Source organism: Pseudomonas sp. Sample_9 (assembly GCF_004307535.1).
GTDB lineage: Bacteria > Pseudomonadota > Gammaproteobacteria > Pseudomonadales > Pseudomonadaceae > Aquipseudomonas > Aquipseudomonas mercuritolerans.
The window spans coordinates 1-13,359 of record NZ_RAZO01000387.1 but is presented as its reverse complement, the minus strand read 5'-3'; the positions used below and the strand labels follow the sequence as shown (position 1 = coordinate 13,359).

Genomic DNA, 13,359 nt, shown 5'->3' with positions numbered 1-13,359 from the left:
GGTGATCCGTATCGGTGAAGCACGCCTTGTTCAGTTCGACGCACGGTACAGACCGTGCGCATCGATGTAGGCCAGGACCGCGTCGGGCACCAGGAAACGTACCGACTTACCGCTGGCCAGCAGTTGACGGATCTGGGTGGCGGAAACCGCGAGCGGTGTCTGCCAGACGAATGCAATCTGTCCGCTCGGCCCTTTCATGGCCAGCGGGTCGCTCACCGAACGCGCTGCCAGCAGGTTGCGCAAGGCATCCGGCGGTTCGCTGTCGGCGTCCGGGCGCTGTAGCACCAGGATGTGGCAATGCTGGAGCAACTCTTCCCAGCGGTGCCAAGTGGGCAGGCCGCAAAATGCGTCCCAGCCCAAAAGCAGAAAAACCTGGGTCTCGGCGGGCATCTCTGCGCGCAGCGACTCCAGGGTATCGATGGTCCAGGACGGTTTGTCCCGCTGCAATTCGCGGGCGTCCACCACCAGCGGCGGCAATCCGGCCACCGCGCACTCGACCATCGCCAGCCGATCCTGCGCCGACACCTGCGGCGTACCGCGATGTGGCGGCCGCGCATTCGGCATCAGGCGCAACTCGTCCAGCGCCAGCGCTTCGACAACTTCCAGCGCGCCACGCAAATGGCCGATGTGCACCGGGTCGAACGTACCGCCCAGCACGCCAATGCGTTGCGGGCGCGACTCGCTGCCGGTGTGCGGCGCTGTCAGGTCGAGGTCGGTCAAGTCAGACCGTCGCCTGGCCGCGCAACTGGCCATCGCCGACCACGATGTACTTCTCGCAGGTCAGCCCCTCGAGCCCCACCGGGCCGCGGGCGTGCAGCTTATCAGTAGAAATGCCGATCTCGGCACCCAATCCGTATTCAAATCCATCGGCAAAGCAGGTCGGCGTGTTGATCATCACCGAGGCCGAGTCGACTTCCGCCACGAACCGGCGGGTGTCGGCGAGGTTTTCGCTGACGATCGAGTCGGTGTGATGGGAGCCGTAATGATTGATGTGTTCGATTGCCTGCTCCAGTCCGTCGACCACGCGGATCGACAGGATCGGCGCCAGGTACTCGGTGTGCCAGTCGTCCTCGGTGGCCGCTACAGCCTCGATGATCGCCCGGGTGCGTTCGCAACCACGCAGCTCGACACCTTTGTCGCGGAACTGCGCGGCCATCGACGGCAGGAAATCCCTGGCAATCGCTCGATCGACCAGCAAAGTTTCCATCGCGCCACAGATGCCATAACGGTAAGTCTTGGCGTTGAAGGCGATGCGCTGGGCTTTGGCCAGATCGGCATGTTCACTGACGTAAACGTGGCAGATGCCGTCCAGGTGCTTGATCACCGGCACGCGGGCATCGCGGCTGATGCGTTCGATCAGGCCACGGCCACCACGGGGCACGATGACGTCGACGTATTCAGGCATGCTGATCAGCGCGCCGACCGCGGCACGATCAGTGGTTTCGACCACTTGCACCACGGCGGCGGGCAGTTCGGCCTCGGCCAGACCGCGCTGAATGCACGCGGCAATCGCGCGGTTGGAATGAATCGCCTCGGAGCCACCGCGCAGGATGGTCGCGTTGCCGGACTTCAGGCACAGGCTGGCGGCATCGATGGTCACGTTCGGACGGGATTCGTAGATGATTCCGATCACGCCCAGCGGTACACGCATCTTGCCGACCTGAATGCCCGACGGACGGAAGCTCATGTCGCGGATCGCGCCGACCGGATCCGCCAGTGCAGCGACCTGGCGCAAGCCGACGATCATGCCGTCGATGCGTGCCGGGGTCAGTTCCAGACGTTCCAGCAGCGCCGGCTCAAGACCGCTGGCGCGACCGGCAGCCAGATCCAGCTCATTGGCTGCGGCCAGCTCGGCGCGTGCAGCATCCAGAGCATTGGCGGCAGCCTGCAAGGCGCGGTTTTTCTGCGCGGTGCTGGCGCGACCGATGACCTTGGAGGCAGCGCGGGCGGCGCGACCCAATCGGGTCATGTAGTCAAGAACGGACTCAGTCATGGTCTGCTGGGGTCTTGGCAAAGAGGAAAGCGGCAGATTATAGCTGTCGCGTCCCGGGACTAACAGCGGTGACGGGCGGATGGTCGAAATGAGCTGCGTTTGCCCCTCGTTCAGACGTAATTAAGCTCAGCGTTGTTATCATCACGACCTCTTGAGCCTGGATAAACCTTGCCCATCATGACCAACGTGCCCCTTTGCCCCGAGTCCGCGCGCCTGCCCGTGGGCCTGCCGGACAGTTTTTTCGACCGCGACGCACAAGTGCTGGCGCAGGCGCTGCTCGGCAAAGTCATCCGCCATCGCGTCGGCGACCTGTGGCTGAGCGCACGAATCATCGAGACCGAAGCCTATTACTGCGCGGAAAAAGGCAGTCATGCCTCGCTCGGTTACACAGAAAAGCGTAAGGCTTTGTTTCTGGATGGCGGCCACATCTATATGTACTACGCCCGTGGCGGTGATTCGCTGAACTTCAGCGCGCAAGGTCCGGGCAATGCCGTTTTGATCAAATCCGCCTATCCGTGGGTCGACGAGGTCAGCGGCCCGGCGAGTCTGGCGCAGATGCTGCTGAACAATCCCGATGCCCAGGGGCGACCGCGTCCGACGCAGAAGCTCTGCGCCGGGCAGACGTTGTTGTGCAAGGCATTGGGTTTGAAAGTACCGATGTGGGATGCCAAGCGTTTCGACCATGAGTTGTTGCTGGTCGAAGACACCGGGCCGCCGCCCTCGCAGATTATTCAAACCACCCGGCTGGGCATTCCGCTGGGCCGTGATGAACACTTGATGTACCGCTTCGTTGACGCCGCGTATGCGCAATGGTGCACGCGGAACCCGCTGCGACGGGGTCAGGTCGAAGGCCGGGATTATATGTTGCTGTAAATGCTTACCCTTGTAGGAGCTGCCGCAGGCTGCGATCTTTTGATCTTGTTCTTTTAAAGCAGAATCAAAAGATCGCAGCCTGCGGCAGCTCCTACCGGGATCATCAATAGTCTGGAGTTTTTCTGTATGGGCCCATGGCTCGATAGCATCACCGGATGGCTCGGCGCCAATCCACAGTGGCTGGCCGCAGCGGTGTTCCTCGTGGCGTGCGTGGAGTGCCTGGCGATTGCCGGGCTGATCGTGCCAGGCACGGTGCTGCTGTTTGCCGTGGCGGTACTGGCCGGCAGCGGCGCGCTGTCACTGAGCGAAACGCTGCTGCTGGGCTTTCTTGGCGGCATCCTCGGCGACCTGATCTCGTACTTTCTGGGGCGGCATTTCCATCAGAACATCCGCCGCCTGCCGGGCCTGCGCCATCATCCGGAATGGATGGCTGGCGCCGAGTCGTACTTCCAGCGCTATGGTATCGCCAGCCTGCTGGTCGGGCGTTTCATCGGCCCGCTGCGGCCGATGCTGCCGATGGTCGCCGGGATGTGCGACATGCCGTTCCCGCGCTTCTTCGCCGTCAGCCTGCTCGCCGCCGCCGGCTGGAGCCTGGCTTACCTGTTGCCGGGCTGGGCCACGGGCGCAGCGTTCCGCCTGCCATTGCCTGAAGGCTTCTGGCTCGAAGCCGGGATTGTCGCGGCCAGTATCGCGGTGATGGTCGGCCTGAGCGTCAACAGCAGCGTGCGCCGACATCGTCGCGCGACGATCTGGATCGGCAGCATGAGCCTGTTGATCCTGATTGGCCTGTTCATCGGCTACCCGTACCTGACCGCGCTCGACAACGGTGTGATGACTCTGGTGCAGGAACATCGTCAGCCAGCGCTGGACGAAATCGCCGTGACGCTGACCCTGATCGGCGAGTTCCGCAACATGCTGCTGTTCAGCGCCCTGCTTGTCATATTGCTGTTGCTGTGCAAGCAGTGGCGCCAGGCGATATTTGCCGGCGCGACCATGATGGTGACCGCGATGGCCAACACCGGAACCAAATACTTCTTCGCCCGGGTGCGCCCTGAAGTGCTCAGTGATCCATTGACCACCTACAGCATGCCAAGCGGTCACGCCTCGGGCGCATTCGCCCTGTTCCTGACGCTGGGTGTACTGGCTGGTCGCGGTCAGCCGCCACGCATGCGTCTGACCTGGCTGCTGATTGCCTGCATCCCGGCACTGGCAATTGCCTTGTCACGGGTCTATCTGGGGGCGCACTGGCCAACCGACATTCTCGCCGGTGCCATGCTCGCCAGTTGCGTCTGTGCCGCGATGCTGTGGTTGAGCCAACGACAGACGTCCCTCAACGCGATGCCGTTCAAGATCTGGTGGCTGATCCTGCCATCGATGGTTGCACTGTTCGGATTCTTTGTACTGCGCCACTTGCCCCATACATTGTTGCGTTACGCTTATTGAAACAAATACTTTTCAGATATCAACCATTAAGCGCCGCTCTTCGGAAACACTCGAAGAGAGCGGCGCCGCCATTGGATTCACCTGTATTACTTGCGCACTCGCAAGCCGGCTAACTTTCCTGCTGAAACGAATATAAAATTGGCGTTACATAATAAATCCAACTTCATACACCAGCGCCTTTCATACTGATAAGCACACGCCAGGTTAATAAACTTGATTAGCGTGATTACATATCCTCAAACATTGATCTCACCAGACAATGTTTATAGTTGCTATCAGTTTCGAGTCAAATCATGAGTCCAAAATTACCGCGCAAAACGTCCGTGACGGCTACGCGCCATTCTGAAACAGGCACTTCCGGGACGCGCAGATCCGACATTGCGCTCCCCGGGTTTTCGCGCATCACGGATCTTTATCAACAGACATTGCCGAACATTCCTGGCAGCCTGCAATCAAGCGGGGAAACTCCAAGGTTGCCCGCCGTCGAAGTCACCCCCATGCCAGCCCATAGAGGGAGTGAAAAATCGATAGATGACTATTGGCTTTCCGAGGCTTTTTTGCGCGGCATGAACCCCGCCGACGCAGAAGGCTTTCGCTGGATCGTCAACCGCAAGTTCGTTGATGTGTATGTCGACGGCGTGCTGCGCACCACTCATGTCGGCCTCGATGAATCCGGCACCCTGCGAAGCAAACTGCTGACCGAGCGCATCCCTTCCGGACCGCGCCTGTATAAAAATGCCGAGGGCCAGACCTGGCGCCTGACGGAACAGCCTGCGGCAAAACGACCGCGCGTGCAGTCACCCTCTCAGCCCATCGACCAGAGCCGCTACTGGCCCTCGGGGCGCTCGCCAGACAACCAGGGTTATTTCGAAATGCGCGAGTCCGGGGGATCAAGCGCACCTCAGACACTGTTCGCTCTCACGGATGAGTATGGCAACTTCATGCGCGTCGACCCGCCCGCTGGCGGCTTTGACGCACAGCCGACGCACTTCGTGCACTGGACCGACAGGCAAATCTGGCAACTGTACGGGCTGCACGGCGAGGACATCGTGAGGTTTCGTCTGCATGCCCACACCACCGGCCAGCCACCCCAATGGGCGCAACCATCGCCCACGGGCAACCCGGTGACCGACCTGCTGCGCGACAGCCTGCGCTGGCTGCACCCGGCCATGTCCTTCAAGGAGCGTGAGCGTTATCTGCAGTCGTTCAACCTGCTGCCAAGCCAATTGCTGCGTCTGCAGCAAGACATGCAGAACCGGCTGGCAATACCGGCCTGGGTCCAGGCTCACCAGCGCTTGCTCGATGACGTCGACAATCCGCAGCGACTCGAGCAGTTCGCCAAGGATGCAGTCGAACAACTCAACCTCAAGCGCAATGCCCGCCACGACTGGTATCACGCCGAGAACAGTCTGACTCCCGAAATACGTGAAGCACTGCTGAAGAAACTCGGTTACTTGCGCAACAAGAACAATTGCCTGTACCGCACCGACATTCCTGCGCTGTTTCGAGGTGACGAGCGCACCCCGTTCGAATTGGCGAACGACGGCACCATGCTGCCGCGCTACCACCATGAACCCGGCGCCACTACACACAAGCCGATCAGCGCGACCTTCAGTCTCAATGAGGGCCAGATGTATGCCAGCGCGCCGGATCCTGAATACCTGCGCTTCAACAGCCAGACCCACAAATATCCGGGGCGTGATGCCAGTGACAGCAGCTCGGAAAGTGCTGACAGCGATGCCAGCGATTCGCCGAGCAGTTCGTCTTCCGGCTGGTCTGAACCGGCCAGCCCCGTGGCGTGGGATCACGAGCGCGATTACCGGTCCAGCCGCACCCGGCAGACGGAAATGTTCATCTACGCCCTCGACACCCGCAACCTTGAAGTCGTCCCGCATGAAGAAAACATGATGTTCAACGCCAGCGCCCGCAAAACGCCGCCGACCTGGTTTCCCTCTGACGATTTCGAGGGACTGATCTCTGTCAGCCGCAGCGGACTGAGTGCCGAGCGTATCTGGCTGCTGAACAGCGCCCAGACCAAAGGCGCCAGGGTGACAGACATCAACGACATGGCGGGAGACAGCGCTGGACGCATCAAAGCGGCGACCCATGCCGGACACTCCAATCAGTTCGAATATGACCGATTGATCGACCAGGTCGAGGCAGCGGCCCTGCCCATAGTCAGGCTTTCAGGCAACAGAAACGAATTCGCTCATGACATCGTCTGGCCCTGAAACAAACAGTTTGCCCGCAACACCGGTAAGGAAACCGCAGCTTCATACACACCATTCAAGGATCAAGACGTGGCGAAACTCATCATACCCTCGACGCATAGTTCCAATGTGCGCCTGCTTCAAGTCACTCCCATTGATGCCTCAGCCAATGCGTATGCACCGGCAACAGGCAACCCCGAGCACGTGCCTTCACCTTCCATCGTCGAGCCCGCTGACGCCTCGCACAGCCAGACGCTGCAATCCCTCGACGAACACTTCGGCCCGCTGCGCATTGGCGAGTACATGGCCAGTCGGGTCGAACTGCAGGCGCTGGGCGCAACGGTCAACGGCCAACTGATCAGCACGACAAACGCCAACATGAAGGTCCCGGATCAAGAGTTTCTCGACGGGCTCAATTTCCAGGCGGCAGCAGTCGAAAGTCGCTTGAGGGCGGCCGACGTCCCGGACAGCGGCCTGGTGGCAATGCTCTTTTATGAGATCGCCTGCAAACGCTCCATCGACGCCGGGCCGATGTTCGTCAGCGACTCGCCCATTGCGGCTGGCAGCAGTACCGATCGCCTGAATCAACTGGGCAAGGCTGCGCAAAAGCTGGATATCCATCGGATCGATACGTTCGAAAACGCGCCAGGCTGGATCAACAAATACAAAAGTTACCTGACCAGCAGTGCAGGTGTCGGCCTGCAGGGGTTTGGCATCTACAGCGGTTATATGGCCATGGCCGATGCGCTGCAAAAGGGTGAAAAACTGGAAGCGCTGTTCCAGGGCAGCTCCATTGCCGCCGAACTCGGCTCGCTGGTCATCGAGCAGGGTCTGACCAAGACTGGCCACGCGATGCTCACTCAAGGAGGCAACCTCTTCAAATACTTCCCGCTGACTTCGGTGGGCAAATACATGAGCCGCGGCGCAGGAATGTTCGCCAGCGCGATCACCCTGCCGTTCGACATCATTGATGCGGTCAAATCGTTCAACGCTGCTGCTGCCGCGTCGGGCAAAGAAGCGCAGGATCACTACGTCAGTGGCGCGTTGAGCGTGGCCGGCGCTGGCATCAGTCTGGTGTTGGGCGTCGCTGCGCTGGCCGGGTTTGGCAGTGTCGCCGGCCCGGTCGGGCTCGCCGCTGCGGCGCTGCTGATCGCCGGGTCGATGATTTATCAGGCCGCGCGGGTGGTTGACGACATCGATGACTACATTGAACTCTCCGGCCTCGAACGCCTGCGCTCCGGCTGGTTCGCTTTCACCCGCCAGGAACTGGACACGGAGGTGATGGATCGCTTCAAGCTGAGCAAAGGTTATCGCGACCATGAAAAACAGCTCGAACAGTCGGCCAGGGACCTGCTCGAGGGCGCGTACAAGAACTCCATCGAGCACGTGGTCAACGGCGCTTTTCGCACCGAATTGCAATCCGTCGAGCTGTGGCGCTATGTCTGGGACGAAAGCGTCGGACAGAAGCCGTTCAAACTCGATAGCCAGGCCGTCATCGTTGGCGCAGACGATGTGATCGATGCCGGCGATGGCTTGCCTGCCGATCTCAAAGGCAAGGTCAGCGGCAGCGCGGGCGAAGGCAAAGGCATTTTCTGGCGCCTGGGCGATGGCGATGACCGCGTCGTCGGCGTCAAGGCCCAGGCCAATCTGTTCACCTACCGCGACGGCCACAAAGCGCTGACCGGCGGCGACAGGAACGATGCGTTCCATCACGAAGTCACTGAGCAGGAACTGGACCGGCCAGGCAAACCGGCGCACATCAATGTGCTCGACGGCGGTGCCGGCGCCGACACCGTGGCGTTCGAAGGCAGCCGCCCGACCAGCGACACGCGCCACATAGGGCATGACATCAATCTGCAAACCGGCAAGGTGGCGTTGCGCGGCCTGGACCCAGCGGCGCAAGGAATCGAAGTCGCGCACCTGACTTCGTTCGAGAACGTCTCGACCCTGCGCAAAGGCACCAGCCGCGTCACGGGCACCGCCGATGCCAACCAGATTGCTGCCAACGGTTACGACCGCATCAGCGCAGGAGACGGCAACGACATCATTGCCATCTTCGGCACCGAGTGTCAGGTGGACGGAGGCAGCGGCGAGGACAGCTACTACATCGCCAATTCCAATATGCGCACAACGATCATCGAGGACGGCGAACACTCCAGCGTGGTCGAATTCGGCTGGCCGCGGGAAATCATTCAGCGCTGGCAGGTCATTGGCACTTCGCTGGTCGTCAGCTCGCTGCGCGGCAAGGATGGCAGCGAACCCGAACATGTGCTGACGCTGGAAAACGTCTATCGGATGGTCGACGGCCAGCGCCAACTGAAAAACGCCCGATGGTTGTTCCGCACACAAGACAAATATGAACTGCTGGCGCTGCTGCCTGCCCAGCCAGGCGAAGCACTGAGTCAGGACATCGAGGTCGCCGTGACCGTCAACGGTCGACCGGCCGCGGCGCCGGCCATCATCAATGACGGCAAGGTAGTCATCGACAGCCAGGGCCTGAATCGATATTTCATTGCACGCACGGACCGTCGGGTCGAATTCGTCGCTGAGCGCACCGCACCTGCCACGGCCCGCACCGTTTATCTCGACTTCCGGGACAGTGAAATCATCGACGCGGTGATCAGCTATGACGTCGAGTTGCGTAACGGAGTTTCGGGCAATACCCACCTGATCTACACGAATATCTGCCTGTCGATTCTGCTGCCGTCCAAAGTGGTTGCGTTCAAGGGCGTGATTCAAACCATTGCATCAGCGACGGGATACAGCGGCCGCAACAGCCTGAAAGTCACCACACCCCTGCTGGCGCAGGACATCGTGCTGGTTCTCCAGGATGAAGTTTCCTACCGCCTGCAAGTGCCGGAGCTGGACTACGAAGAAGACGCGCAAAACCCCGGCACGCGGCTGTTCAGCACACGCAGCTGGTTGAAAAAGCGCAATGGCAAATATCTGTTCACGCGGCCTTTGGTCAGTGAAAAACCAGCATTGACCGCACAGGCGAGCAAGGTGGTCATCGAACAGCGTGCGCACACAGGAATCTATCTGCTCGAGGGCCAGAGCGCGACGTACGACGTTTATCTGGCCAGCAACTGCATCGTGCGCCTGTCCACCCCGGGGGCCGCGGCGAAAACCGCCAATGCGTCAACCTGGAATCTGTTTACTCGCACGCTCGGTGAGACCGTTACACGCGAGGACATCCGGCTTGACGGCAATCGCTTGCGCATCGCCAGCGTCACCGTTGAACTGCCGGAGATGGGAGTCGACACGCCAGTGGAGTCCGTCAGCGTGGTGACGTCGGCCGGCAATATCTACGAAGTCTCGCTGCTGTTCGAAATGTTGCAGCTATACGTCATCGATGCCCGCAGCTACGCCAGCGTCGAGGCGCTGCTGGCCGGCATCGAACAGCACAGGCAACGCAGCGAACTGGCCGCACGGGTCTACGTGACGCACATCGGTTACCAGCCCGGCATGCAGGGCACGCTGGTGTACAACTCGGTGAGCAACTACTGGAGTTCGGTGACTGATCCACAGACACGCTTGAACCGCGAAGACCTGTTTATCGCCCGCCATTGAATCTGACCGCGCCAGCGCGATGTGAACAAATTGCCAGTGGAGATCCGACTATCCACTGGCACCTGAACAACTCTGCCATTGAAGGCTGACTCGTAAAAAAAGGAGTTTTTTCATGCGACAAAAACCAGGAGGCGTGCGCCCTTCACCGACGGCCGATACATCCACCGGTTCAACATCCCGTCCTTCACAACCCGATCGCTTGACAGATCTGGACTTCCATTTGCCAGGACGAATCAGACCGGACGGTTTGAACGAAGCGCCTGGCACCGGCCCCAGCGCCTTTGACGATCATGGACAAGTGGATGCGAACATCACGGTCTCGCAGATGCGCGAGACGCAAGCTCCTCGACCTCGAACAACAGGCTTGCCACTGGAACTCTACTTGCAAAGCGTCGATCAGACCCTCGCCTGCAATGCGAACGGCCTGAGGGTTTATAAGGGTCGTCAGTTTGCCGACATCGCCAATGATGACGGCACCGCCGCAGGGCAAACGGTGATGGTGGCGTATCACGACCTGATGAAGGCCTGGCGCGCCAGGCTGCCGAGCGAGCGAGTGCCATCCGGACCGCCTCTTTATCGAGTCGCCGACACTGACTTGTGGAGCTTGAACAAGCTCGTCGAGGAGTACCCATCCGATCGTCGGGCCGGATCCTATTCCGCAGCTGTACCGGATGCGCAAGGCTATTACGCAGTACACGAATGGCAGGAAACGCCCCATCAAGGGCGGGTCACCTCGCGTTTGAATGTCGGCTTCGCCTTTCGGGACAAGCACGGCAGACTGATCAAAGCAGACCCGAGCGAGGCACGTCCGGACCCTTCCTTGCCTTTGCAGCTTGCGCACTGGACCGATGGCGAAATCTGGGATGCGTATAACCTGCGCGATGCACAAATCCATGCCTTTCGTACCGAAGCCCAAGCAAACGGCGGTCCGCCAGCGTGGGCAAGACGCAGGGATATCAAGGACCATCATAAATTCCTTCTGGACTCCATGAAGTGGTCCCACCCGGAGAAAACGCGCAGCGAATGTGCCGAGCTTTTACGCAGTTACAATCTGAGCGTCGCTCAGCAAAAACGCTTGCGTGCAGACATGGAAGACGGCTTCCCGGAGTGGGCCGGACAGCACAGACAAATGACACAAAACGGCCCGGACGAGAAAAGGTTCGAGCACATTGCAGAGGAACTGGGCCCGTTCAGTCTGAAGCTTAGAGAAGAAGGTGAAGGGGGTGAGAGCGATCTGCCTGACATTAGTCAACGTTATGAAGAAAGCTTTCTGAACAGCTATCTCGAATATGCAGGCTACAAGCGCAACAAGCATGACTATCTTTATCGTACGGACATCCCTGCAATGTTCCGCGCCGATTTGCGTACCCCCTTTGAACTGGCGCGGGACAAGCGGTTGGTGAAGTTGCGGGGCAACCCTTCCGACACCACAACCAAACATGCTTTCAGCGCGACATTTTCTTTGGGTGACGGCGTCCATTATTTGAGTTTTGACTACTATTCCAACCCCCGCCACTACAACAGCCAGGCCAACCGCTATGCGGGGCATTTTTCCGACAGTGACTCATCCAGCGGAAATCGATTCAGTTCGGGTGAGGAGTCGGACACATCATTTGAGATGGACAACTCGCGTGATTACCCATTGCTGCGGCGCAAACAGGCACTTGGCTTTATGTATGTCATCGACACTCGCAGCATCGAAGTGGTCCCGCGGGTGGAAAACATCTACCTGAATAACAGGGACTTTGAGGGGGATACCTACGAAGGGCGGATTTCCATGCCCACCCGGGGTATCAGCGCCGAAAGGATCTGGCTGGTGCGATCGGATCTGAGCCAGGCAGCGCGTGTCGAGGATGTGTTAAGGCAGGCAGGCGACAATGCGGATGCGATCGAAAAGGCAACCTGGGCAGGCACTGATGGTGAGGATATGTATTGGCATGGAAGCAATGCCTATGACCGATTGATAGATCAAATAGCCCAATCCGGTGGCGTCGTGTTAAAGCTGCCAAAAGGCGGGAAGACCTGTTCCAATGATGTGACCTGGCCTGTGGCCGAACACTACCGCCCATGAAAAAAGGCGCCATTCATTGAAAATGAATGGCGCCTTTTCATGAATCTGCTGCTGTACGTTATTTAACGACTTTGATCACCAATCGTGCAGGTTTGCTGTTGAAGGCGTTATGCCCTGTGACATTGGGGTCTGTGTCCAGAAACAAACTCATGCCATCGCTCAACTGCCGATACAGCGGCTTGTCCTGCGGCTCGCTGTTCAACTCGATAAGTGCCGCACCGGAAGCGATATCGTTGAGGGAAGCCTTCGGCGCCCCATAGGTACTGATTGAAAAGTAATGCTGCGGGGCGCTGGTGCTTGCCAACAGGTTATGGGTCTTGTCCTCGATGAACATCTGCGCACCGTCAAACGCGCCCGGATGCACCAGGTGGACTGCGTAATAATCACCCTGAGGAACGAATTTCAACACCAGCGGGTCATCATCCTCATGGTCAGCCAGCGTAATGAAGCTGGATGTCCGCAGGCTCGTCAGTCCTACCTCAGCCTCCAGTTTTTCGCCCAGGGTTATCCGCTTGTCTCGCAACACCTGTTGCAGACGCTGTTGATTGAGAACGACCGGTCGACCATCCAGATAAAGATTTGCCGTGAAGCTCTTATTGTTTATTTTTGCCAAAGACATAGGGTTACCCACTGATAAACGCTCTGCCGTGACTCAACTGCATCGGCAGATAAATACTGAAAAGGGAAAAATCAAATAGCGGTCGCGGTCGCGATGGTTGCGGCTGTTGCCAACATCCGCGGTATATCGCCGTCAGGGATCTTTCCAGACTTGCGTTTACGTCGGGCTATTACCATGCGATCGGCATAATTCGCTGCCGCCTCGATTACGAGGCCGGCGTTATGATCAGTACCGGCATTTTTCAGAATATACTTGCCGGCAATATCGTCCCAGAACGCCCATTCATCTTCATATACAGTCATGCTTTCGTCCTTGTTCTTGTTCAAGTCATCCGCTTCCTGCGGACAACTTGAAACTAAGGCAAAGGCATGATCAGAACAATGCTGGCAAAAGCGATCAGTTGATTCAGAGTGCAACTAGGCAAACAACTCGCCCTGCAACTCATCGAGCAATGCCTGAATTGCATCCAGCCGTTGCTGAGGGTCGTCGAGTTGCAGCAGATCGATCTTGTCTTCTTCAGCGAAGGGCAACAGATAGGCAAGCTGATTGGCCAGCGCCTGTTGCCCGGCGGCTTCGGTGC

At 59.1% G+C, this 13,359-nt stretch carries 9 protein-coding genes and 1 pseudogene; 5 read left to right on the top strand and 5 right to left on the bottom strand.

Going from position 1 to position 13,359, the window contains the following annotated elements:
* Positions 1-30: 30 nt before the first annotated feature.
* Together nadD and D6877_RS22260 are read right to left on the bottom strand one after the other, a co-directional pair.
* Positions 31-720 (bottom strand): nicotinate-nucleotide adenylyltransferase, encoded by a 690-nt coding sequence (gene nadD, locus D6877_RS22265; RefSeq protein WP_178083734.1) that lies wholly within the window; start codon positions 718-720, stop codon positions 31-33.
* Position 721: 1 nt separating this feature from the next.
* A complete protein-coding gene (locus D6877_RS22260) occupies positions 722-1,993 on the bottom strand; it encodes a glutamate-5-semialdehyde dehydrogenase (protein ID WP_130912125.1) in 1,272 nt (423 codons plus the stop codon).
* Between the two features lie 177 nt (positions 1,994-2,170).
* Between D6877_RS22260 and D6877_RS22255 the strand changes: the two genes are divergently transcribed.
* From D6877_RS22255 to D6877_RS22230, 5 genes are all read left to right on the top strand, one after another.
* Positions 2,171-2,866 (top strand): DNA-3-methyladenine glycosylase, encoded by a 696-nt coding sequence (locus D6877_RS22255; protein ID WP_130912141.1) that lies wholly within the window; start codon positions 2,171-2,173, stop codon positions 2,864-2,866.
* Between the two features lie 126 nt (positions 2,867-2,992).
* Positions 2,993-4,309 carry a bifunctional DedA family/phosphatase PAP2 family protein gene (locus D6877_RS22245; RefSeq protein WP_130912124.1) on the top strand — a complete coding sequence of 439 codons (1,317 nt, stop codon included), beginning with the start codon at positions 2,993-2,995 and terminating at the stop codon, positions 4,307-4,309.
* Between the two features lie 566 nt (positions 4,310-4,875).
* Positions 4,876-6,540: a hypothetical protein gene (locus D6877_RS22240; protein ID WP_241662940.1), complete on the top strand. Its 1,665-nt coding sequence runs from the start codon at positions 4,876-4,878 to the stop codon at positions 6,538-6,540.
* A gap of 183 nt (positions 6,541-6,723) precedes the next feature.
* Positions 6,724-10,089, top strand: coding sequence for a calcium-binding protein (locus D6877_RS22235; protein WP_241662939.1), 3,366 nt, complete (start codon positions 6,724-6,726; stop codon positions 10,087-10,089).
* 112 nt (positions 10,090-10,201) lie between these two features.
* A complete protein-coding gene (locus tag D6877_RS22230; RefSeq protein ID WP_130912121.1) occupies positions 10,202-12,160 on the top strand; it encodes a hypothetical protein in 1,959 nt (652 codons plus the stop codon).
* A 58-nt stretch (positions 12,161-12,218) separates the two neighbouring features.
* Here the strand turns inward: D6877_RS22230 and D6877_RS22225 are convergent, their stop codons facing one another.
* From D6877_RS22225 to D6877_RS22215, 3 genes and pseudogenes are all read right to left on the bottom strand, one after another.
* Entirely contained in the window at positions 12,219-12,779 is a 561-nt protein-coding gene (locus D6877_RS22225) for a hypothetical protein (protein WP_130912120.1), read from the bottom strand.
* Positions 12,780-12,850: 71 nt separating this feature from the next.
* Positions 12,851-13,105, bottom strand: coding sequence for a hypothetical protein (locus D6877_RS22220; RefSeq protein WP_130912119.1), 255 nt, complete (start codon positions 13,103-13,105; stop codon positions 12,851-12,853).
* A 90-nt stretch (positions 13,106-13,195) separates the two neighbouring features.
* Positions 13,196-13,359: pseudogene (locus D6877_RS22215) on the bottom strand (ATP-dependent protease); the annotation flags it as partial.

Bases quoted from the DNA above. Each gene is read 5' to 3' on its own strand.
- D6877_RS22260 (WP_130912125.1), bottom strand. From the start codon at position 1,993: ATGACTGAGTCCGTTCTTGACTACATGACCCGATTGGGTCGCGCCGCC.
- D6877_RS22255 (WP_130912141.1), top strand. From the start codon at position 2,171: ATGACCAACGTGCCCCTTTGCCCCGAGTCCGCGCGCCTGCCCGTGGGC.
- D6877_RS22245 (WP_130912124.1), top strand. From the start codon at position 2,993: ATGGGCCCATGGCTCGATAGCATCACCGGATGGCTCGGCGCCAATCCA.
- D6877_RS22240 (WP_241662940.1), top strand. From the start codon at position 4,876: ATGAACCCCGCCGACGCAGAAGGCTTTCGCTGGATCGTCAACCGCAAG.
- D6877_RS22230 (WP_130912121.1), top strand. From the start codon at position 10,202: ATGCGACAAAAACCAGGAGGCGTGCGCCCTTCACCGACGGCCGATACA.
- D6877_RS22225 (WP_130912120.1), bottom strand. From the start codon at position 12,779: ATGTCTTTGGCAAAAATAAACAATAAGAGCTTCACGGCAAATCTTTAT.